Origin of the sequence: Rhodococcus sp. 1R11 (genome assembly GCF_004563845.1) — a bacterium.
Lineage (GTDB): Bacteria > Actinomycetota > Actinomycetes > Mycobacteriales > Mycobacteriaceae > Rhodococcoides.
This window is the reverse complement of the sequence record NZ_SPNG01000019.1, coordinates 48,899-70,823: the sequence shown is the minus strand read 5'-3', so window position 1 is coordinate 70,823 and position 21,925 is coordinate 48,899. Positions and strand designations below refer to the sequence as shown.

Genomic DNA, 21,925 nt, shown 5'->3' with positions numbered 1-21,925 from the left:
CAGAGCCCGAGAACGGTCGCGTCACCTCACGCTGCCGCGGCAGCTTCCGCCGGTTCCAGCGCGAGCGCCAGGATGTCGGCCACGTCGGTCATCGGCCGAACGTCCAACGCCTCCAGGACCTCCGCAGGAACGTCGTCCAGATCGGGTTCGTTGCGTGCCGGAATGAACACCGTCTTCAGCCCGGCGCGCTGAGCCGCCAACAGCTTCTGCTTGACTCCACCGATCGGCAGCACACGTCCGTTGAGCGTCACCTCTCCGGTCATTCCCACGTCCGACCGCACCGGACGCCCGGTGGCCATCGACACCAGGGCCGTCACCATCGTCACGCCCGCCGACGGACCGTCCTTGGGCACTGCCCCGGCGGGAACGTGCACATGGATACTGCGATCCAGTGATTCGGCAGTGACGCCGAATTGTGCTGCGTGCGCTCGCACGTAGGACAGCGCGATCTGCGCCGACTCCTTCATCACGTCGCCGAGCTGGCCGGTGAGCGTGAGGCCCGCATCGCCCTCGGTGGAGGCCGCCTCGATGAACAGCACGTCGCCGCCGAGCCCGGTCACTGCCAGACCCGTTGCGACACCAGGCACTTCGGTTCGCTCGTGCGCCTCGGGGGTGAAGCGCGGACGACCGAGGTAGGTCACCAGATCCGGCTCGTCGATCTCGAGCACGTCCGTGGTGCCTGCTAGTTTCGTCGCCACCTTACGTAGGGCCTTGGCCAGCAAGCGTTCGAGCTGCCGCACCCCGGGCTCGCGGGTGTAGTCGGCAGCAATCTTGCGCAGTGCGGCGTCGGTGACGGTCACCTCGTCGGATGTGACTGCCGCCCTGTCCATCTGACGCGGAAGCAGATAGTTCCGAGCAATGACGACCTTGTCGTCCTCGGTGTATCCATCGATGGTCACCAGCTCCATGCGATCGAGCAGCGGGCCGGGAATCTGGTCGATCACGTTGGCGGTGGCGAGGAACACGACGTCGGACAGGTCGAGGTCCAGATCGAGGTAATGGTCGCGGAACGTGTGGTTCTGCGCCGGGTCCAGCACCTCGAGCAGTGCGGCGCTGGGATCACCACGGTAGTCCGAACCGACCTTGTCGATCTCGTCCAGCAGCACAACAGGATTCATCGATCCTGCCTCGCCGATCGCCCGCACGATGCGGCCCGGTAGTGCGCCGACGTAGGTGCGACGATGGCCGCGGATCTCGGCCTCGTCGCGAACCCCACCGAGTGCGACACGGACGAAGGTACGACCGAGAGCGCGCGCCACCGATTCGCCCAACGAGGTCTTTCCCACACCGGGAGGTCCGGCGAGCACCATGACGGCACCGGAGCCGCGTCCGCCGACGGACTGCATACCGCGCTCGGAGCGCCGTGCGCGAACGGCCAGATATTCGACGATGCGGTCCTTCACGTCGTCGAGGCCGTGGTGGTCGGCATCGAGAACGGCTCGCGCCGAATCGATGTCGGTGTTGTCGGTCGTGGTGATGTTCCACGGCAGGTCCAGCACGGTGTCGAGCCAGGTGCGTATCCACCCCGACTCGGGGCTCTGATCACTGGCCCGCTCCAACTTGCCCACTTCACGGAGAGCCTGTTCGCGCACCTTCTCGGGCAGGTCCGCAGCCTCGACACGGCCGCGGTAGTCGTCCGCGCCGTCGGGTTCGTCCTCGCCCAGCTCTTTTCGGATAGCGGCGAGCTGCTGGCGCAGGAGGAACTCCTTCTGCGTCTTCTCCATGCCCTCACGGACATCGCCGGAGATCTTGTCGTTCACCTCGACCTCGGCCAAGTGAGCCTTGGTCCACTCGATGAGCGAGTTCAATCGCGCTGCCACATCTGGAGTTTCGAGCAGGTCACGCTTCTGCACGTCGGTGAGATACGACGCGTAACCCGCGGTATCGGCGATCGCGCCGGGGTCGGTGAGCTTGTTGACCGAATCGATCACCTGCCAGGCATCGCGGCGCTGCAGCATCGCGACGACGAGTTGCTTGTATTCGGCTGCAAGGGCTTTGAGGTCGTCGGTTGGGGTTGCATCGGTGACGGGTTCGGCCTCGACCCACAGCGCCGCCCCGGGGCCGCTGACGCCGTGGCCGATGTGCGCACGACGAGTGGCCTTGATGACGGCGGCCGGGCGACCGTCGGCCAGCCGCCCCATCTGCACGATGGTGGCGAGGACGCCGTAGGCGGCGTACCGATCTTCGAGTCGGGGAGCGACGAGCAGCGTGCCGTCGTTGCTCGCCTTCGCTGCGTCGACGGCGGCGCGTGCGGCCTCGTCGAGTTCGACGGGCACCACCATTCCGGGCAGGACGATCGGGTCGGTCAGGAACAGTACGGGGACACGAACGGTTTCGGTCACTTCTCCTCCAAAGGATTGAGCTATAGGGGCTCAACTTCGAAAGGAGTAGTGATGTTCCCGCAGCGGTCGGTGTTCTCCGTGGGCAGAACACCGACCATCCACGGCGTCTTACTTCAGGGCGCTGACCAGCTTCTCCGCGAGAGGACGCGTCGATGCGGGGTTCTGGCCCGTGTAGAGGTTGCGGTCGACGACCACATGTGGCGACCAGGCGTCGGCGTTCTCGAACTTCGCGCCGTTCTCGCGCAGCCGGGTCTCGAGGAGCCATGGGGCCTTGTCGGCGAGCCCGGCCTGGGTCTCTTCCTCGTCGGTGAAGCCGGTGAGCTCGTACCCGTCGAATGCCCAGGAGCCGTCGGTGCGGACGGCAGGCAGCAGGGCCGCCGGTGCGTGGCACACCGCCGAGACCACCTTGTTCGCATCGAGGAAGTCGACCACGAGGGCACCGAAGCTCGTCGAGACGGCGAGGTCCTCCATGGGTCCGTGGCCACCGGGGACGAACACGACGTCGAAGTCGGAGGCCTTCTGGTCTTCCAGCTTCGCGGGCGAGGACAGGATCGACTCGATCGAGGCCAAGTAGCTCTTCTGATCCGCCACCTTCTGCTCGTCGCCGCCGTTCGCGTCGACCGCCAGGCTGCCCTCGTCGACGACCGGAGCCTTGCCACCCGGCGTCGCCACGGTGATGTCCCACCCGGCGTCGACGAATGTGCGATGGGACTCGACTAGCTCCTCGGCCCAGTACCCGGTGGGATGCTTGCTTCCGTCGTTCAAGGTCCAATGGTCGGCGGCGGTTACCGCGAACAGCAAAGTAGTCATGTCGAACAGCCTCTTTCTTCTATCGGGATCCGTTCGGGCATGCCACGAAACGCACCTGCCGAAACCCGACCGTGGATGACACTCGTCTCGTCACGTACCGGAGAGCGAAGCGATCACGACCACGGCGTCGAATTCGTCCGACGTACGAACCCGGGCGCGGAACCCGCAGTCCTGCACAGCCCGGAGAGTCGAATCCGCGAGTGCTGCACTGCTTTCGATCAACAGGTGACCACCCGGCGTCAACCACCGAGGTGCCCCCTCGGCCACGAGACGGTGGATTCGGGCTCCGTCTTCGCCGCCGTCGAGTGCGGTGCGCGGCTCGTGCAATCGCGCTTCCCGCGGCATCAACTCGATGTGGGCCGTCGGTACGTACGGCGCGTTGACGACGATCGCATCGAAGGATCCGAGCAACTCCGACGGCAAGGCGTCGTACAGATCGCCGCGGTGCACCGTGCCCCCGACGGCGGCCAAGTTGCGCGTGGCGCATTCCACGGCCGCTGCATCGAGATCGGCGGCATGCAGTTCGGTGACGCCGTCGACCGACAGCCCTACCGCACCGCAGCCGCAGCACATGTCCAGTAGTCGCGACGGCTGGAGTGCTGCAGCGCAATTCGCCAGAAATTCGGTTCTACGACGGGGCACGAACACACCCGGTTCGACGGCGACGCGTCGACCACAGAACCACACCCAGCCGACGATGTGCTCGAGCGGTTCCCCGGCGACACGGCGAGCGAGCATGGCGACGAGATCGCCGGGCTCCGACGCGGATTCGATCAGAATGTCGGCTTCTTCTTCTGCGAACACACAGCCGGCCCCGCGCAGACCGGACACGACCTCGTCGTACTCGGGTCTCACCATGGATGGAGCCTCCTCCAAGTGCCTGCGCCCAACTGCCCCGCGCTGAAATACTGTAGCCCGGCATGTGGCACAGGGAGTCGAATGAACTGGGAACCCGAGGTCCGACAGATGTGTCTGGCGTTGCCCGAGACCTACGAGGAGCAGGCGTGGGTCGGTACCCGATGGCGGGTACGCGGGCGCACCTTCGCCCACGTCCTCGACATTGTCGACGGCACTCCTCCGGCATTCGCGACAGCGGCGGGGACCGACGGCCCGGCGCATGTTCTCGTATTCCGTTCCCGCGGAACAGAACGCGACGCATTGTCGAAGCGGGATGGCTTCTTCGCTCCCGGCTGGGGACCCGAGATCATCGGCATGCTGCTCGACGAGTCGGTGGATCGAACGGAACTCGGCGAGTTGATCACGGAGAGCTACTGCACCCGGGCCCCGAAGAAGCTCGTCGCACTCCTCCGACGTCCGGAGTGACGATTCTCGTTTGACGCTGCGGCTGCCCGAAGGACAGAGTGAGCACATGAGCCCACCCGAGAATCTGCTGGCCGATTGCGGCAGCTGCTTCGGACTCTGTTGCGTTGCTCTGCCCTTTGCCAAGTCGTCGGATTTCGCCGTCGACAAGGCCGCCGGGGAACCGTGCCGCAACCTTCAGCAGGACTCCCGCTGCGGCATCCACTCGTCGCTTCGGGAGAAGGGCTTTCCCGGATGCACGGTGTACGACTGTTTCGGTGCGGGGCAAAAAGTGTCGCAATCGACGTTCGCGGGGCGGGACTGGCGGCAGAAGCCGTCGAATTCGTCGGAGATGTTCGCGGTGTTCCCGATCATGCGGGATCTGCACGAGTTGCTCTGGTACGTGGCAGATGCACGTGGCCGGACATCGACCGCATCCCTACACAGCCGGCTTACCCGCGAATACGAGGAGCTGGACGCTCTGACGTCGGGGACTCCCGAGAACCTGTTGTCGGTCGACGTCTCCGTACTGCGCTCGCGGATCAACGAGGTGCTGCTCGATGCAAGCGATCTGGTTCGCGCCGAAGTGTCGGGCAAGAAGAAGAACTATCGCGGTCGCGATATGATCGGAGCCAAGCTGGCCGGTGCGGATCTCCGCGGTGCGAGCTTGCGGGGTACGTACCTGATCGGGGCGAATCTGCGCGGTGCCGACTTGCGCTGGGCCGACCTGATCGGCGCGGATCTTCGCGGTGCCGATCTCCGCGGAGCGGATCTGCGCAAGACGATCTTTGCGACGCAATTCCAGATCAACGCGGCGCTCGGTGACCGATCGACACAGTTACCCGAGTCGTTGACCCGTCCAGGGCACTGGAAATGACCGTTCAGTTCAGTGACCTGCCGGTGCGCTCGAGCGCTTCCTGAACGATCCTCACTGCCTTCGGTCCGACTCCGTGCAGTGACGCGAGCTCGGCAGCGGGCACCCCGGCCAGGTCGTCGAGACAGGTATATCCCGCAGCTCGCAATGCCCGCATCGCGGGGTTTCCGATCCCTGTCGGAAAAAGGGGTTCTGCTGTACTCACCGGCGCATTCTAAAACAGACCGGTAGCCTGTTGCCGTGCCCGAAACCAAGCAGAAACGCGTTGTCATCACCGGAGCGAATACCGGTATCGGCTACTACACAGCTTTGGAGCTGGCCAAGCGCGGCGATCACGTGACGCTTGCCTGCCGCAACCAGGACAAGGCCGACGCCGCAGCGGCGAAGATCCGCGCAGAGGCCCCGAACGGAACTGTCGACACGGCCACCCTCGACCTGGCCGATCTCGGTTCGGTCCGCACGTACGCCGAGTCGGCTCCCGAATCGATCGACATTCTGATCAACAATGCGGGCGTCATGATGCCGGCGAAGCGAACCGAAACGAAGGATGGTTTCGAGCTCCAGATCGGCACCAACCACCTCGGTCATTTCGCGCTGACCGGATTGCTGTTCCCCAAGCTCGCCGCCGACGCGAAGATTACGACCGTCGCCTCGGTCGCGCACCGTCAGCGCCCCAAGCTCGACTTCGACGACCTCCAGCTCGAGCGTGGCTACAACGCGCAACGCGGATACGCGAACTCCAAGCTCGCGAACATCCTGTTCGCGCTGGAACTGCAGCGCCGGATCGACAAGGCCGGATCGAAGGTCACCAGCAATGCGGCACATCCCGGCATCTCGTCGACCGAGCTCTACTCGAGCCCGGACGGGTTGGGCAGCAACAAGATCCTCGCAGCCCTGGCACCCATCGGACTGAAGTTCATCTCTCAATCTGCCCGCGCCGGAGCGCTTCCCACACTCTATGCAGTCGACGTCGCAGGCGGCGGCACCTACAGCGGTCCCACATCTCTGTTCGAGTCCCGCGGCAAGCCGGGCCCGGCGAGCATGACCAAGATGGCTCAGGATCCCGCACTCGCGGCCCTGCTGTGGGACGCCAGCGAGAAGCTCACCGGAGTCGGCTACCCGTTCTGAGACGGAATCCCGGCGAGATAGATCGATATCGGAAGTCGTAGTTCCGCAACATCTTTCGCGGTTCCAAGGCCGAATATCGCGTCGGCCATCAGTCCCTCGCACAGCGAGACCACGCCGTCCCCGTGGGCTGGATCGTCGAACAGTTCTCTGGCCCGTTCGACCGAGAAGAACGAACGGGCCAAGTCGGCCCTGATGTCGGCCGGGACCGCAGGGTCGAGCATCAGCGCGTAGCGGGCCCGGAGCTCGACCATGCGATGGGTGATCGCAGCGTGAAGATAGCGAGCGATCACCGTCGCCAGATCGGTTTCGGTTCCGACGATCTCCAGAAACGATGCCCGCGAAAGCTCGATCAGGCGGGTAGCCACGGCGGCGAGCAGATCGGCCTTGGTGCGAAAGTAGTAGGACGTCGAGCCTGCCGGAAAGTCCAGCGCCGAATCGATCGACCGGTGCGTCAACACGCGCAAGCCGTCTCGTGCGATGACGCCGAGCGCAGCGTCGGCGATGGCGGTGCGGCGGTCCACAGCAGTGACCCTACACACGCACTCTACAAATGTAGAGTCGCGGGGCGTACGGTTCGTGGCATGAGGCCGACCGCACCGCGACACGTCTTCGACGCTGCCTTCACGCTCGACGACGCCCAGGCCGCAGCGGCAGACACGCTGTCGACACCCGCCGACAGAGGTGTCTACCTGTGGGGACCGGTCGGGCGCGGCAAGACCTGGCTGCTGGACAGCTACTTCGCCGCGGCCGACACTTCTGCGAAGAAGCGCGTGCACTTCCACAGCTTCTTCCGCGACCTCCACGCGGCGTACTTTCGCCACGGGTTTTCCATCGACGCAGCCATCGACGATGTCCTGTCGACCGGATCGGCGCCGGCGTCACTACTGTGCTTCGACGAATTTCACGTCCACGACATCGGAGACGCCCGCCTCATCACGCGCATGCTCGACGCACTCTTCGCCCGAGGCGTCGTCCTGGTCGTCACCTCGAACTACGCGCCAGACGAATTGCTGCCGAATCCGCTGTTCCACCCGACGTTCGTCCCGACGATCGAGAAGCTGAAGAAGTGCCTCGAGGTGGTCTGCGTCGACGGCCCCGTGGACTACCGCGCCGCCGGTACCAGTGGATCACGGTTCGCCTCGGGTACGTGGACTGCGGAGCCCGTCTCAGGTGGTCGGACGTTCGCCGAGCTGTGTTGCGCTGCCCGCTCGACGGGTGATTACCTCCGGATGGTTCAGAACGCACCGCAGCTGACGATCACCGACATTCCGGCCTTGGCAAGCGTGGACGAGTTCGCCGCTCAGCGCTTCGCGAATCTGGTGGATGTCCTGTACGACCGAGATGTGCGTACCGAGTTCCACAGCGTGGTGCCGCTGACCGAATTCGCCGTCGGATGTGCCGGACTCGACACAGACAGATTGATCAGTCGACTGAGCGAACTGGGCTCCCGGTCACGCGAACATGCGTAACAGCTCTCGACGCCCACCGAACAAAGGGAGACACCCACTACTGACGGCGGTCGGGGGCGACAGCAGTAGCGGGTGTCTCATTGACCATTCGGGGCCCGTCGCCGGGTGGATGGGTAGCGGATGGGAAATTCTTTCGAAGTTTTTTCACCGACCGAGGCATAGCCTGTGACCATGCCTTTCACAGCAGCGAACCACTACGACTTCAGCGGTGACGACCTCACCGGAACCGTCGACGCCCATCGCTCCGCAGGAGTGTGGGCGGCGCAGCTCGTCCTCAGTGGAGAGACGCTGGAATCCACCGACGTCACCCGATCCGATCTGGGATTCGAGGTGCGGACCGTCGTCAAGACCCTCTCCGACGGTAATCGGACCCACCTGCTCGTCGTTCTGCCCCGCGTCGATATCGATACGGACGACGGCCAGGACGTCACGTTCACCTCTTACGCAGTGCTGTACACCGTGCACGGCGGAACCACCGAGCAGCACGGACCTGCCGAGTCGTACGACGTGCGGTTGCTCACCGGAACCGCGTCGCTCGTGCAGTGACCGCCACGGAAATAACCCGGACCGCACCCCGGTTGTACGGCATAGTCAATGCAAACGCATGAACTTGTCGTTCGGGTAGGAGCACGCCATGCAGTTCGGAATCTTCACCGTCGGAGATGTCACCACCGACCCCACTACCGGGACGACGCCCTCCGAGCACGAGCGCATTCGATCGATGGTCACCATCGCCAAGCATGCCGAGGACGTCGGCTTGGATGTCTTCGCAACCGGCGAGCATCACAATCCGCCGTTCGTACCCTCGTCGCCGACGACCATGCTCGGCTACATCGCGGCCACCACCGAGAAGTTGATCCTGTCGACGTCGACCACACTGATCACGACGAACGACCCGGTGAAGATCGCCGAGGACTACGCGATGCTCCAGCATCTGTCCGAGGGACGCATCGACCTCATCATGGGTCGCGGCAACACCGGTCCGGTCTACCCGTGGTTCGGACAGGACATCCGTCAGGGCATTCCGTTGGCTCTCGAGAACTATCAGCTGCTGCGACGCCTGTGGACCGAGGACGTCGTGAGCTGGAAGGGCAACTTCCGCACCCCGCTCGACGGGTTCACCTCGACACCGCGCCCGCTCGACGACATTGCGCCGTTCGTCTGGCACGGGTCGATCCGCAGCCCGGAGATCGCAGAGATCGCCGCGTATCACGGTGACGGTTTCTTCGCGAACAACATCTTCTGGCCGAAGGAGCATTACATCCAGCTCATCGATCTCTACCGGGAACGCTACGAGCACTACGGCCACGGCCGTGCCGACCAGGCCATCGTCGGACTCGGCGGTCAGGTGTTCATGCGCAAGAACAGCCAGGACGCGGTGAACGAATTCCGGCCGTACTTCGACAACGCACCCGTCTACGGCCACGGACCGAGCATGGAGGAGTTCACCGAGCAGACGCCGCTGACTGTCGGATCTCCGCAGCAAGTGATCGAGAAGACGCTCGCATTCGCGGACTACTTCGGCGACTACCAGCGTCAACTGTTCCTGATGGACCACGCCGGCCTGCCGCTGAAGACAGTGCTCGAGCAACTCGACATCCTGGGCGAGGACGTCGTACCGGTACTGCGCAAGGAATTCGCTGCCCGACGCCCCTCAGTCGTTCCGGAGAATCCTCCGACCCACGCCTCGATGCTCGCAGACAAGGCCGCGGCGGCTGCGAAGGAACCAGCCGGTGCCGTCTGAGACGGAGTTGGCGGTGAACGCCTGGGAGTCACTGTTTCGCTCCCAGGTTTCCCTGATGCGCCGGTTCGCCGCCGACGACATCTGGGATCCGATCGGTATGCGCGAGTACGACGTGCTGTTCACCCTGAGCACCAGCCCGGACCGCAGACTCCGGCTACGTCGACTCAACGACGAGATCCTGCTCAGCCAACCGTCGCTGAGCCGGATGTGCGACCGACTCGAAGCGATGGGTTACGTTGTCCGAGAACATGATCCGTCGGACAAACGCGGAACCGTGATCTGCCTGACGGACGCCGGAGCGCAACTGCAGACCTCGATCGGACGCAAACACGCCGCCCGCATCCGGCGCTACGTCGGCGATGCGTTGAACACCGACGAGCTCAGGACACTCGACAGCCTCTGCACCAAACTCAGACTCGCCCAGAACGACATCCGGGAGCACTCATGATCCAGGTCCTCACCCCACGAGAGGTTCCCCTCGGCGGCCCCCGTGCCATGAAGGTGCGTCGCACCCTGCCGCACAAGGACCGATCCCTCATCGGCGCATGGTGTTTCGCCGACCACTACGGACCCGAGCACTCGCGCATGGACGTCGCACCGCACCCGCACACCGGCCTGCAGACGGTCAGTTGGCTGTTCTCCGGTGAGATCGAGCATCGCGACAGCGTCGGATCTCATGCGATGGTGCGGCCCGGGGAGCTCAACCTGATGACGGCCGGGCAGGGGATCAGCCACTCCGAGGTGTCGACACCGGACACCGACATCCTGCACGGGATGCAGCTGTGGGTGGCACTGCCCGCCGTATCTCGTTTCGTGGCACCGACTTTCGAGCACTACGTTCCCGATTCGATCACCCGGCCTGGCTTGACCGCTCGGGTGTTTCTCGGATCGCTTCTGGGCGAGACCTCGCCGGTGTCGACGTACACACCGCTGCTCGGAGCGGAGATCGTGCTCGACGCCGGGGCGCGGGTCAGCATCGAGATCGACGAGTCCTACGAACACGGAATTGTCGTCGATCAAGGATCGGTGACGCTGAACGAGACCGATCTGGGCGCAGCCGAACTCGGCTACCTCGAACCCGGGCACCGGTCGATGCAGCTCCACAATCCCACCCGGGAACCGGTTCGATTCCTCCTGTTGGGCGGTCCGCCGTTCGGTGAACAGATAGTCATGTGGTGGAACTTCGTCGGCCGCAGCCACGAGGACGTGGTGGAGTATCGGGCCGCGTACGAGGCCGAGAACGGTCAGTTCGGCACCGTGGAGGGCTACCCCGGGCCGCGCCTCCATGCGCCCGAACTTCCGAACGCCCGCATGAAACCTCGCGGCTGACTGCCGAACACAACCGTCAGAACAGCGTCGCGATCTCCGGCTCCGACGACCGCGGAGCTGCGCTCTTGCGGCGCTGGGCCCGAGGGGGCGCGGGCGCGGCAGGCTCCGCCTTGGCGAACTCCGCCTCGGCAGGTTCGGTCACGGCCGGCTTGGATCCTGCGTTGGCTCCCGCTGCTGCGATGGCGCGGGCAGCTTCGCCCGCCAACGCGTCGGCTGCTTCGTTGAAGTGATTGCCGACGTGGCCGCGAACCCACCGGAATCTGACCGGACCTTCGCGTTCGGTGATGGCTCGCTCGATGCTCTGCACCAGATCGAGGTTGCGCACCGGAGTACCGCCCGCGGTCTTCCATCCCTTGCGCTTCCAGCCTGCCAGCCACTCCGACGCGCACTTGATGGCGTACTGCGAGTCCGATTCGATCAGTAATGGCTCCGGGCCAGGGTGGGCCAGCACTGCCTCGAGCAGGGCGCGAAGCTCGGCTACCTGGTTGGTGCCCGAGGGCTCGCCGCCGGAGTTGCTCGGACCCGTGTGATTGACCCACGCCCACCCGATTGCTCCGCCGGGGTTACGCAGACAAGAGCCGTCCGTACTCACGATGATCACGGACAGGACCCTACTTCGGGCCACCGACAAAACCTGGCTGACTCGCCCCGGGGAAGGCTGGAGACTTGATCAGCCGCCACAGAATCGTCGCCACAGATCGGTACGGAGAGCCCACTCGCGAGTGCGGCACCACCGGTGTCTGCATCGACACGACCCGCGGCGATCACCATGGACTACGAACGACGTCGGCGTGGTCCGGCCCACCGGCGGCGCATCGGCGTTCTGCTGTCCGACCGAGTCGAGAAGCTCGAGTTCGACTCGATTTCGACACCCACGTCGTTCCCGGTAGCGAATCGGCCCCGGCCGTCTTCGAAGACCCGGTCGTTGCTCGAGTCCGGATACTCGGTGGCCCTGGCAGGGTTACCGGACCGGCAGCCCCCGGGATCTATCGTCGAATCATGCACAACGTGGAGGCGCTCGAAGCCTGGGCGTATTCGCCTGCGGTACTGCTGGATCGGCATCTGACCGTCGAATCCTCCACCATGCTCGCCCGCGCGGTGTCGCCCAGCTTCGCCGCGGGGGTCAATCTCGCCGTATTCACATTCGTCGACGCCGGTAGGTTCTGCAGCGATCGAGACGATCCCACTGCAGAGCCGCCTGCCGGGTGGGATTCGTCGGCGGATCAGGTGGTCGCCATGCTTCGTGAGTCGTTGGATCGACACGAACCCGACGACTCGTTCCGCCGCATCGTCGGTGAACTGTCCACTCGTAGTTCGGCATTCGCACAGAAGTGGGCCGGCGAGACCAGCGCGAGGAACACCGGAACCGTGGTGATCGAACACGCCGTCGTCGGTCCGTTGATGCTCGACTACCTGTTGATGCCTGCCGCCGAGGACCACGAACTGATGGTGCTGCGGCCTCGAACCGCGCAGTCGAGGGCAGCACTGCGTCAACTGGCGGACGCGGTCCGATCGTCCGAATCGGACCGAGGCACAACGAACTGAGTATCGCGGCTGGGTGCTCCGGCAACGAGATGTCGGATCGCCGATGCCGACCGACTACCGGGATCGGCGAAATAGGTGGTGATGAACTGCCCACCCTCGCCGACGATCTCCAGTGTCTGCGAACGGAATTCGACCAGACCGAACGGTTCCACCGGGACGACTGAGATGCTCGACGACAACGGCCGAACGTCGTGCTTGGCCCACATCCTGCGAAAAGCGCGGCTCTCCACCGACAATCGGCCCACCAACTCCGTCAGTCGCGGGTGACCCGGTGCCGCGTGGAATCTCAACGCCGACACCATTCGTTGCGCCGTAACGGCCCAGTCCTCCGGCGATGCGGCACTGTGCTCGTGGGCGAACACGTCGAGCATCACGTTGGTACCCACTGTCAGGCCCGGCGTCATCAGCGCAGCCGGACCGTTGAGCGCAAGCAGATCGTGATGGCGGTCGGTGATGTACGCCGGCGTGTGGACCCATTGCTCCAACACCCGGGCCGATGCCTCGGTCACCCGCGGCGGAAGCGCTTCGACCGCGGCCGCGCCGGACTGTACGCGCGCCACCCGGTGAAAGTACGCCCGCTCGTCCTCGTCCAGACGCAGAGCGCGGCTCAGCGCAGCCAGAACCTGTTCGGAGGGTAAATGATTGCGCCCCTGCTCCAGCCTCAGGTAGTAGTCGGGGCTGATATCGGCGAGCCGGGCAATCTCTTCGCGTCGAAGGCCCCGCACCCGGCGGTTGCCCTCGCGTACCAGACCCACCTGCTCGGGTTGCAGCGATTCACGGCGCACCCGAAGGAAGTCCGCGAGCAACGAGCGTTCGGCCATTGTCAGAACCTCCTGTCCACAACCATCATCCCCCACCCACCCTGCCGAATCGAGTGCGAATCCGGCCGGCCCACTGTCGACCGTCTCAGGACACCGCAACCCGAGACTTGCGCACCTCGATGGTCGACAGCACGAACGCAACTGCCGCGAGCACCGCGATCACGACGGCAAACACCACTCCTGCCGATACCAGTCCCCACCCGGTCGCCACGGCTCCGGCCCCGATCGCCGGTACCGAGATCGCGATGTAGAGCACCACGAAGAACGTCGAGGTCACCTCCGCCCGACGGTGCGGAGGCAGCTTCGCACCGATCGTGGACATGCCGTTGCTGAACGTCACACCCTGACCGACCCCGCAGAGCAGTGCGGCTACCACCAGCACGGCCAACGAGGTCAGCAGCAGCGACGCGGCCAGGAACACCAGACCGAGCAGCAGCAGCGCGCATCCCCATCGCTGGGCCGACGCGGAATCGGCTGCGCGCAGAGATATCTGCGCTGTCGCCGACGCAGCGAAGACCGTGAACACCACGGCCCCCGTCACGGCGTGATTGTCGACTCCCAACACACCGCCGATGAAGCCCGGCGAGACAGCAGTGAACAGGCCCAGTACGGCGAAGCCGGCGAATCCTCCGATCGAGGCGCGCACGAAGGTGCCACGCACCTCCGGTGGAACGGACAGCCGCTGCATGCGCGGACGGGCTCCGGCTTCGATACGCACCGTCTCGGGCGCGAGGAACACCGCCACTGCTGCGGCCACGAGCAGCACGATGTCGACGACGAACGTCAGGCGCAGCGGATGCGGCAGATATTCCACGAGCACTCCGGCCACCAACGGTCCGAGGCCGAGTCCCCCGATGTTCGCTGCAGTGGCGATCGCGGACGCGCGGCTACGCCATCGGTCCGGCACCAACTCGATCAACGTCACCGTCGCGGTACCGACGAAGATGCCGGCAGAGATTCCCGACAACACGCGGCCGATCACCAGGGCTGTCAGCGAGCCGGCAGTGACGAACACCACGGCGCTGATCAAGCCGAATACTATGGCTCCCAACAGCATCGGGCGTCGCCCCAACGAGTCGGACCAGCGGCCGAACGCCAACAGAGCTGCGAGCACCCCGACTGCATACGCCGCGAACACGAGGGTGACGACGAAGACGGAGAAGTGGAACTCGACCTCGTAGAGCGCATAGATCGGCGTCGGCATGGTGGTGCCCATCATCGCCACCACGAACGCGAAGGCAACTCCGACGAATGCCGTCGCACTCGACACCGGCGTGCGGGGCGACGACTGTTCGTCCGATCGGGTCACGGTGATCTCCTGTTCCACGAGCGCGGTGCGTCCTGCGCCCTCGACATGAAGATCGAACCAGAGACGGGGAGTGGATGTGCACTCACCGTCCCCCGCCCTCGTAACGAAGGAGGGCATCCCGCAGCGCGGACCGCGTGGTGATCTGCAACTTCGGAAACTCTCGATACAGATGACCGCCGACGGTACGAGCCGAAAGATACAGCTGCTCGCCGATCTCCTTGTTGGTCAGACCGGCGGCAGCGAGCGACGCGATGCGCAGTTCCTGCCCGGTCAACCCCGAGCCCGTATCGCCCTCACGCAGGTGAGGGCCGGCTCCTGCAGCCCGTAGTTCGTCCTCGGCTCGGCGCAACCACGTGTGCGCGCCCAACTCTGCGAACAGATCTGCGGCGTACCTCAACCGACCGCGGCTTTCGATCACCCGGTGGTGGCGGCGCAGCCACTCGCCGTAGACCAGCGCAACCCGCGGCGCATCGAAACACCATCCAGCGGTGCGTAGTTCATGCAGGCTCGCCTCGAAGAGCGCCTCGGCTCCGGCCTTCGCCAGCATCGCTTCGGCTGCAGTCAGGAGCGCACTGTGGCGGGCTCCCCAGAAATCGGGCCGGGTTCGGTGCAGTCGGTCGAGATACGTGCGCGCCTCATCCGACCGTCGCAGTCGTACACAGGATTCGACGTAGTCCAGTATCTCGAGTGGTCCGTACGGACCGATCGAACAGCGCTCCGCCGAGAGATCGCCGCGGCGAATCCGCTGGTAGGCGACATCGAAACGGCCCCGCGCCACCGATTCGGTTGTGGTACAGCTTTTCTCGTCGCCAGTGACAGCTGCCACCGAGGATTTCAGCAGGCACTCCTGCGCGGCGAAGAGGCCCTCCGGCAGTCCCGAGGAGACGGCCTCGGCGAACGCAGCGAACTGTCCGCGAGCGGCGAGTGTGGCGAGGTGCCGCAGCCGGGCCAGAGACACGGCGGCCGGAAACCCAGCCGCGACATGGTCCACCACGTCCGACAGCCGAGAACTGTCGTTCGGATCCCACAGCAGGGTGGGCAACGCCAGCTGCAGCAGTACCGGTTTCCACGGGTCTCCGGTGCGCAGCGAGGCTCGTGCCGCGTCCAGCAGCGCCGGGCTGTCGAGCGCCCGTCCGTGCACTCTCGAGCCCGAGACGCCGAGAGACCGCGAGAGGAGAACGTTGACCGGATCGAGGTGCTGTTCGTGCTTGACCGCCCATTGCAGGGCCTGCGCGACGAGCTCGCTGTCACCGGTCATCGCGCTGTACGCCAGAACCGATCCGATCAGCTGGTCGACGACGTCCGGGGCGACCGCATCGGGCAATCGATCCAGAGCCTGCACGACGACGCCGAACGCAGCACGGGGGTCAGCTCCCTGAGCCACGGCGACAAAGGCCCGGGCCGGAACGGTCTCGGGCGCGGCCGTATCGGGCTGTCCCGGCCGGATCCGGCCCAGGATCGATTCTGCGAGTTCGACGCAGCCGGCGAATGCCGCCGTGGACGCCGCCCGCACCTCGAGGGCCCACGCGCGTCCACGATCGGATTCGAGCGCTGCTGCACGGCCGAGCAGCGCCACCGCCCGGCGGTAGCGCTGCATCGACGCCAGGTCGTGCGCCCGCTCGTCGAGCGCAGCGACGAGGTGCGCGTCGGGCGCTCGGGCGGCGAGTGCTCGATGCACGAGACGCTCGTCGCGGGTCAGCCGACCGTCGGCAGCGGATTCGAGGTGAACGGCGGTGCGCTCCTCGGCGGTCGACGAGGCAAGAATCCACAGTTGTGCGACAGTGTCGCCATATGGGTGGACGGCCGCGGAGTCGCCACCGTGCTCTCGAAAGACGCTGTGTCGCACTGCATCGTCGAGAATTCCGCGCCTGGCCTCCTCGTCGAGCCCGGCGACCTCGAACGCGCCGATGTCGGCAAGTGTGTCGGTGAGGTGGGCGCGCCCGAGCATCGCACCGCCGACCGATGGTTCCCAGCTCCAGATCGGCGCAGCGCGAGCGAGTTCGGTCGCAACGAGAGGGTTTCCCTGCGACAGCTCGATGATCGATTGCTGTTGCGACACAGTGGTTTCGGTGCCGCTCAACAGAACGCGCACTGCGGCGTCGGGCAGCGGTCGCACACGGTGGAAGGCGAACTCCCGCCACAACGGCGGCGGGACGGTGTCGACGGTCGTGGCGATACACCGGACATGCGGGGTACGTACCGCCGCCTTAACCGCACGAGCGAGTCGGTCACGCGAGCACGCGGGCAGCAGATGCAGGTCGTCGATCACCAGCAGTGTCGGCGTCACATCTACGTCGCCCGCCACCAGATCACCCAGCAGCCCGTCGTCGAGCAGCCCCTGATCGAGCGCGGCCGCGGGTGAGTACGGGAGGCACGGCAGATCCACCACCCGGAAACCCAGCGCTGTGGCCTCGTCCGCGATGGTGTTGGCAACCGTGGACTTGCCGATGCCTCGTGCACCCGAGATCACCAGGATCCGCCGATTCTCCGGCGATGCGGACAAACACCTGCGGCCCTCACGCAGCACAGCGTCGCGATCCGGTGATTTGGCCATTCGTCCAATATATTTTCACCCGTGTCTGCGCAAGGGTGTTGAATATGGCCCTGGCAGGGACACACTCGAACCGGCCGGCCACGACTGCGACGGAGGTGACCCGAACGATGACCGAGAACGCCTCCTCCGGCCCTACCGATCACGGCGTCACCCGCCTCGTCGACTTCGAGCAGCGCGTCGACATCCGAATGTCCCTGTCACCGCTGCGTCGGGGCCGCGGCGACCCCACCTACGAGTCCACGCCGGACGGTGCCGTGTGGTGGACGTCGCGCATGAACTCCGGCCCGGTCACGTACCGATCGGTGCAGGCCTCACCGAGCAGCGTCATGGTGCGAGCTTGGGGACCCGGTGCCGACGAACTGCTCGACGCTGCCCCGGCTCTGCTCGGCCGGGACGACGACGCCTCGAGTTTCGCTCCCGAGCATCCGATTCTGCGCGAGGCACACAGACAACTTCCGCACCTGCGCCTCGGCCGTACCGGGCTGGTGCTCGAGGCCCTGATACCGGCGATCATCGAGCAACGCGTACACGGCATTTCGGCGTTCGGCTCGTGGCGATACCTGGTGAGCAAGTTCGGCGACCCCGCACCGGGCCCGACCCCGAAGACGATGTTCGTGTTCCCCACCGCCGACGTGTGGCGGCGCATCCCGTCCTGGGACTACCACCGCGCCAACGTCGACCCGGCCCGGTCGAAGACCATCGTCCGCGCCGCGCGTTCAGCCGGACGCCTGGAGGAGGCGTCGACGATGACACCCGAGGATGCGCAACGCAGGCTGCGCGCGATCCCGGGCGTCGGCATCTGGACCGCGGCCGAGACCGCGCAACGCGCCCTGGGGGATCCCGACGCGTTGTCGGTGGGCGATTACCACCTGGCGGCAGTGGTGGGGTGGTCGCTGTTGGGTAGACCGATCGACGACGCGGAGATGGTCGAGTATCTGCAGCCCCTGGCACCGCATCGTCATCGCGCGATTCGGTTGCTGTATCTCAGCGGTAAGGCGACCAAGCCGAAGTTCGGGCCACGGACCGCGCTCGTGGACCACACCTGGCACTGATCCCCGCCTACTCGTACAGTCGAGTTGTTCGCCGACCTAAGGAGTAGTTCGTGGTTGCTATCGGCACGTCCGATCTGGACATCTTTCCGCTTGCCCTCGGCGGGAACACCTTCGGCTGGACCAGCGACGAGGACACGTCCTTCGACATCCTGGACGCGTTCACCGCAGGAGGTGGCAACTTCGTCGACACGGCCGACTCGTACTCGGCGTTCGCCGACGGCAACTCCGGCGGCGAATCCGAGACGATCATCGGCAAGTGGATGACGGCCCGCGGCAACCGTGACGACGTCGTGCTCGCGACCAAGGTGAGCCAGCATCCCGAGTTCCGCGGTCTGGCACCCGACAACATTCGGGCCGCAGCCGATGCATCCCTGGCCAGGCTGCAGACCGATCACATCGACGTCTACTACGCGCACTACGACGACGACAAGACCCCGTTGGTCGAGTCCCTGGCCGCGTTCGACGACCTGGTCCGAGCAGGAAAAGTTCGGCACGTCGCCATCTCGAACTACTCCCCCGCTCGGGTCCGCGAGTGGCTGGGCCTGGCGAAGGACAACGGTTTCGCGGCACCGATCGCACTGCAACCGCACTACAACCTCGTTGCCCGTCGCGACTACGAGGGTGAACTGCAAGCCCTCGCCGTCGACAACGGCCTCGGCGTGTTTCCGTACTTCTCCCTCGCCGCCGGCTTCCTGACGGGTAAGTACCGCACCCGGGAGGATCTGGCCGGTACTCAGCGCGAGCGACTGACGACGGGCTACTTCTCCGACGCGGGCCTGGCTGTGGTGCAGGGTCTGCAGGAGATCGCCGACTCCCGCTCGGCCGAGCTGTCGAGTGTGGCTCTCGCCTGGTTGCTCGCTCGACCGGGCATCACCGCACCGATCGCGAGCGCGAGCTCGCTCGCTCAGGTACCGGCTCTGCTCGACGCGCCGACACTGCGTCTGACCAGCCACGAGGTGGACACGCTCACCGGACTGTCCGACGCCGTGGCATAGAACACGAAAGTTGTCATCGGTAACGGGAACAGAATCAACCCCTGCGCTGCTGACTTTCGGGTGGCCCCAGCATCGAACACGTCCGTAACCAGCGCGCAGGTAACCGACACGCGCGAGAGCAGCACGTCGGCTCCCACAACCGAGCCGACGTCACGCGAGCGCCTCCGGGTGATCCTCGTACTCGGCGCGCTCATCGCCCTCGGTCCCTTGACCATCGACATGTACCTGCCGGCGCTTCCTGCCATCGCCGAGGATCTGAACACCCCGTCGTCGGCAGTGCAGCTCACTCTCGCGGGTACGTTGGTCGGCCTCGCACTGGGCCAGCTGGTCATCGGACCGCTGTCCGACATCGTCGGTCGACGTCTGCCTCTCATCGTGGGCACCGGAGTGCACATCCTGGCCTCGCTCGCCTGCATCGTCGCACCCAACATCGCCGTACTCGGCGGCCTGCGCGTGATTCAGGGTCTCGGTGCCGCTGCTGCTGCGGTGGTCGCCATGGCCATCGTCCGAGATCTGTTCAGCGGGCGCGCCGCTGCAACCGTCCTGTCACGCCTGATGCTCGTCATGGGCGTCGCTCCGGTGCTGGCACCGTCGCTCGGCGGTGCGGTTCTTCTGGTCGGCTCGTGGCGGCTGGTGTTCGCCGCGTTGGCTATCATCGGCGTTGCGTTGATGACGCTGGCAATCGTGTCGCTACGCGAGTCCCTGCCGCCCGAGCGTCGTCGGGCCAGTGGTGTCATGCCCGTGCTGCGGACCTACCGATCACTGTTGCGTGACACGCAGTTCGTCGTCCTCGTTTTGGTCGCTGCCCTGGCCATGTCGGCGCTCTTCGCGTACGTCGCCGGCTCGTCGTTCGTCCTCCAGGAGGAGTTCGGCCTCGACGAGCAGCAATTCGCCATCGTCTTCGCGGCAGGTGCGATCTCTCTGATCGGTGCATCTCAGCTCAACGTCATGCTGCTGGGACGCTTCGCGCCGGTGCAGATCGTCCTGTCGGCGCTGTCCTTCGGCGTCGTCGCCGGCGCAGTCATGGTGATCCTGGCGGTCACCGGGGTCGGCGGGATGGCAGGTTTCGTCGTCCCGCTGTGGTTCGTACTCGGGGCCGTCGGGTTCGTCATGCCCAACGCACCCGCGCTGGCGCTGTCCCGCCACGGTGAAGCGGCAGGCGGCGCAGCTGCACTACTCGGTGCCGCGCAGTTCGGACTCGGGGCGATCGTCGCACCCATCGTCGGTGCACTGGGCAACGACGCGATCGCCGTCTCGACGACGATGGTCGCCACCTCGGCGGCAGCGCTGATCGCGCTCGGGTCGGTCACCGTCCTGTCCGCACGTCGATGACCCCACCCGCGTCATCGTATGGGCCATGGCGGTCACCCCACTAGGGTGACCGCCATGGCCGAACGCGAACGCGACCCGCAGGGCAAGCCCCTCAACGCCCGGCCGCGCGACGGCCTCGGTCGCCCCCTCGCACGCGGCGGTACCGGAACACCCCGGGTTCCCGACGACCTACGTCTTCCGCCTGACGCGGCGCTCACCGAAGCGCAACGATTCCTGGACGCACGCATGCCGTTTCACGCCCACGAGGTACTCGAGGGCACGTGGAAGAGCTGCGTCCCGGACGAACGCGAGCTGTGGCAGGGCCTCGCGCAACTGGCCGTCGGATTGACGCACCTGATGCGAGGAAACCGCGTAGGTGCCGGTTCGCTGCTCCGCCAAGGACACGACCGCCTGATCGGTTACGAGGTCGAGTCCCCACACCGGATCGATGTGACGGGTCTGCTCGGCTGGTCCGAGGATCTGCTCGAGGACCTGGAGACGGGAACGCTACCGACCTCACCTGGGGTTCCCACGTTGCGCCGGGCGGTGCAGCCGGGAACCGACGGGGGCGTCCTGGCACCCGAGTCGGGCTCGAGCTAGCCTGAGGGAATTAGGTAAGGCTAGGACAATCTTCACCGGAAGTGGGGTTCCTCGGCGTGACCGTGTTCGCACCGCTGAAACTCGCCCATCGCGAGACGATCAGCCCAGCTCAGCTCGGACGTACCTTCTGCACGGAGGTCGCCGAACAGGTTCCTTACTGGGTCGCTGTCCTGACCCCGGCCGAGCGTCCGCTGCAGGTCACGCCGTCCCCGCTCCGTGATCGCACCACGGTCACGCTGCCCGTTCCCGCGAACACGCATCGGCTCGACGCTCGACTGCTCGCCGCCCTCGGATCTGCGGTGTCCACGTGGCAACGAGACAACCGCCGCGGCTCGTCGTCGGGCGTCCTGGTCGATATCGACGTCGACGACACCGGATTCGTCCATCCCGTCCGGCTCCCCGCCGTTCCGGTCGACGCCCTCACCGAACCCGCTCGCGGCGCGTACCTCGTCGACGACGTCTGCAGACGGCTGGACTCGGCACCTCACGGTGGCCGCGACTACCCGCTGACCCGCAACTACCCGGCGCTGGCCTGCCGCCCGGGAGCGCAGATTCTGTTCCGCCGTGGCGCACCCGAAGCCGACGCCAACCATGACGAGTACGCCATCGACATCGCGATCGACGTGACCGGATCCGGTCCGGTGTCGGCCCGAGTCACCTGGTCCGCCGGCATCGAGGGCATGGACGAACTGGTCCGACTGTGGGCCGCGGCGACCACCGAGCTGACGACCGCTTCCTCCTGA

General features: G+C 65.7%; 23 protein-coding genes. 14 read left to right on the top strand and 9 right to left on the bottom strand.

The features are described from left to right. Window positions 1-26: 26 nt before the first annotated feature. From lon to E4P29_RS24535, 3 genes are all read right to left on the bottom strand, one after another. Window positions 27-2,282, bottom strand: a complete 2,256-nt coding sequence (lon, locus tag E4P29_RS24545; RefSeq protein ID WP_245154473.1) for an endopeptidase La — start codon at window positions 2,280-2,282, stop codon at window positions 27-29. 168 nt (window positions 2,283-2,450) lie between these two features. After that, complete coding sequence (locus E4P29_RS24540; protein WP_135047676.1) at window positions 2,451-3,152, bottom strand: type 1 glutamine amidotransferase domain-containing protein; 702 nt, start codon at window positions 3,150-3,152, stop codon at window positions 2,451-2,453. Window positions 3,153-3,242: 90 nt separating this feature from the next. Continuing rightward, a complete protein-coding gene (locus E4P29_RS24535) occupies window positions 3,243-4,010 on the bottom strand; it encodes a putative protein N(5)-glutamine methyltransferase (RefSeq protein ID WP_135047674.1) in 768 nt (255 codons plus the stop codon). An 81-nt stretch (window positions 4,011-4,091) separates the two neighbouring features. Here E4P29_RS24535 and E4P29_RS24530 point away from each other — a divergent pair, with 81 nt between their 5' ends. Beyond that, on the top strand, window positions 4,092-4,475 hold the full coding sequence (locus E4P29_RS24530) for an MmcQ/YjbR family DNA-binding protein (RefSeq protein WP_135047672.1): 384 nt from the start codon (window positions 4,092-4,094) through the stop codon (window positions 4,473-4,475). Between the two features lie 46 nt (window positions 4,476-4,521). Further along, window positions 4,522-5,328, top strand: coding sequence for a pentapeptide repeat-containing protein (locus tag E4P29_RS24525; RefSeq protein WP_135047670.1), 807 nt, complete (start codon window positions 4,522-4,524; stop codon window positions 5,326-5,328). A 4-nt stretch (window positions 5,329-5,332) separates the two neighbouring features. On the opposite strand, the gene E4P29_RS24520 is transcribed toward E4P29_RS24525, so the two are convergent. Then, window positions 5,333-5,482, bottom strand: coding sequence for a helix-hairpin-helix domain-containing protein (locus tag E4P29_RS24520; RefSeq protein WP_135047704.1), 150 nt, complete (start codon window positions 5,480-5,482; stop codon window positions 5,333-5,335). A gap of 83 nt (window positions 5,483-5,565) precedes the next feature. On the opposite strand from E4P29_RS24520, the gene E4P29_RS24515 reads away from it, so the two are divergent. Further along, entirely contained in the window at window positions 5,566-6,453 is an 888-nt protein-coding gene (locus tag E4P29_RS24515; protein WP_135047668.1) for an oxidoreductase, read from the top strand. On the opposite strand, the gene E4P29_RS24510 is transcribed toward E4P29_RS24515, so the two are convergent. Then, on the bottom strand, window positions 6,441-6,974 hold the full coding sequence (locus E4P29_RS24510) for a TetR family transcriptional regulator (protein ID WP_209205505.1): 534 nt from the start codon (window positions 6,972-6,974) through the stop codon (window positions 6,441-6,443). The genes E4P29_RS24515 and E4P29_RS24510 overlap by 13 nt on opposite strands. A 60-nt stretch (window positions 6,975-7,034) precedes the next feature. Here E4P29_RS24510 and zapE point away from each other — a divergent pair, with 60 nt between their 5' ends. The 5 genes from zapE to E4P29_RS24485 all read left to right on the top strand — a co-directional run bounded on the left by zapE (window position 7,035) and on the right by E4P29_RS24485 (window position 10,995). Further along, window positions 7,035-7,922 carry a cell division protein ZapE gene (gene zapE, locus E4P29_RS24505; RefSeq protein ID WP_135047666.1) on the top strand — a complete coding sequence of 296 codons (888 nt, stop codon included), beginning with the start codon at window positions 7,035-7,037 and terminating at the stop codon, window positions 7,920-7,922. 171 nt (window positions 7,923-8,093) lie between these two features. Further along, window positions 8,094-8,468 carry a hypothetical protein gene (locus E4P29_RS24500; protein WP_135047664.1) on the top strand — a complete coding sequence of 125 codons (375 nt, stop codon included), beginning with the start codon at window positions 8,094-8,096 and terminating at the stop codon, window positions 8,466-8,468. An 88-nt stretch (window positions 8,469-8,556) separates the two neighbouring features. Next, window positions 8,557-9,666 (top strand): LLM class flavin-dependent oxidoreductase, encoded by a 1,110-nt coding sequence (locus E4P29_RS24495; protein WP_135047662.1) that lies wholly within the window; start codon window positions 8,557-8,559, stop codon window positions 9,664-9,666. Next, a complete protein-coding gene (locus tag E4P29_RS24490) occupies window positions 9,656-10,114 on the top strand; it encodes a MarR family winged helix-turn-helix transcriptional regulator (protein ID WP_245154471.1) in 459 nt (152 codons plus the stop codon). Before E4P29_RS24495 ends, E4P29_RS24490 begins: the two co-directional genes overlap by 11 nt. Beyond that, window positions 10,111-10,995 (top strand): pirin family protein, encoded by an 885-nt coding sequence (locus tag E4P29_RS24485; protein ID WP_135047661.1) that lies wholly within the window; start codon window positions 10,111-10,113, stop codon window positions 10,993-10,995. Before E4P29_RS24490 ends, E4P29_RS24485 begins: the two co-directional genes overlap by 4 nt. A 16-nt stretch (window positions 10,996-11,011) precedes the next feature. Here the strand turns inward: E4P29_RS24485 and E4P29_RS24480 are convergent, their stop codons facing one another. After that, window positions 11,012-11,596, bottom strand: a complete 585-nt coding sequence (locus tag E4P29_RS24480; protein ID WP_135047659.1) for a ribonuclease H — start codon at window positions 11,594-11,596, stop codon at window positions 11,012-11,014. Between the two features lie 398 nt (window positions 11,597-11,994). Here E4P29_RS24480 and E4P29_RS24475 point away from each other — a divergent pair, with 398 nt between their 5' ends. Further along, window positions 11,995-12,540: a hypothetical protein gene (locus E4P29_RS24475; RefSeq protein WP_135047657.1), complete on the top strand. Its 546-nt coding sequence runs from the start codon at window positions 11,995-11,997 to the stop codon at window positions 12,538-12,540. Here E4P29_RS24475 and E4P29_RS24470 read toward each other — a convergent pair. The 3 genes from E4P29_RS24470 to E4P29_RS24460 all read right to left on the bottom strand — a co-directional run bounded on the left by E4P29_RS24470 (window position 12,486) and on the right by E4P29_RS24460 (window position 17,224). Then, window positions 12,486-13,361 carry a helix-turn-helix transcriptional regulator gene (locus E4P29_RS24470; RefSeq protein WP_135047655.1) on the bottom strand — a complete coding sequence of 292 codons (876 nt, stop codon included), beginning with the start codon at window positions 13,359-13,361 and terminating at the stop codon, window positions 12,486-12,488. The genes E4P29_RS24475 and E4P29_RS24470 overlap by 55 nt on opposite strands. An 85-nt stretch (window positions 13,362-13,446) precedes the next feature. Continuing rightward, on the bottom strand, window positions 13,447-14,670 hold the full coding sequence (locus E4P29_RS24465) for an MFS transporter (protein WP_245154470.1): 1,224 nt from the start codon (window positions 14,668-14,670) through the stop codon (window positions 13,447-13,449). An 82-nt stretch (window positions 14,671-14,752) separates the two neighbouring features. Next, window positions 14,753-17,224: a LuxR C-terminal-related transcriptional regulator gene (locus E4P29_RS24460; RefSeq protein WP_135047652.1), complete on the bottom strand. Its 2,472-nt coding sequence runs from the start codon at window positions 17,222-17,224 to the stop codon at window positions 14,753-14,755. Window positions 17,225-17,331: 107 nt separating this feature from the next. On the opposite strand from E4P29_RS24460, the gene E4P29_RS24455 reads away from it, so the two are divergent. The 5 genes from E4P29_RS24455 (at window position 17,332) to E4P29_RS24435 (ending at window position 21,925) form a co-directional block, all read left to right on the top strand. Continuing rightward, window positions 17,332-18,276, top strand: a complete 945-nt coding sequence (locus E4P29_RS24455) for a DNA-3-methyladenine glycosylase 2 family protein (protein ID WP_245154469.1) — start codon at window positions 17,332-17,334, stop codon at window positions 18,274-18,276. Between the two features lie 50 nt (window positions 18,277-18,326). After that, window positions 18,327-19,271 carry an aldo/keto reductase gene (locus E4P29_RS24450; protein WP_094651276.1) on the top strand — a complete coding sequence of 315 codons (945 nt, stop codon included), beginning with the start codon at window positions 18,327-18,329 and terminating at the stop codon, window positions 19,269-19,271. 168 nt (window positions 19,272-19,439) lie between these two features. Then, the gene (locus E4P29_RS24445; RefSeq protein WP_245154468.1) at window positions 19,440-20,603 is read left to right on the top strand and encodes a multidrug effflux MFS transporter; all 1,164 of its coding nucleotides are present in this window, start codon (window positions 19,440-19,442) and stop codon (window positions 20,601-20,603) included. 54 nt (window positions 20,604-20,657) lie between these two features. After that, window positions 20,658-21,182, top strand: coding sequence for a DUF309 domain-containing protein (locus E4P29_RS24440; RefSeq protein WP_135047648.1), 525 nt, complete (start codon window positions 20,658-20,660; stop codon window positions 21,180-21,182). Window positions 21,183-21,238: 56 nt separating this feature from the next. Beyond that, on the top strand, window positions 21,239-21,925 hold the full coding sequence (locus E4P29_RS24435) for a hypothetical protein (RefSeq protein WP_135047646.1): 687 nt from the start codon (window positions 21,239-21,241) through the stop codon (window positions 21,923-21,925).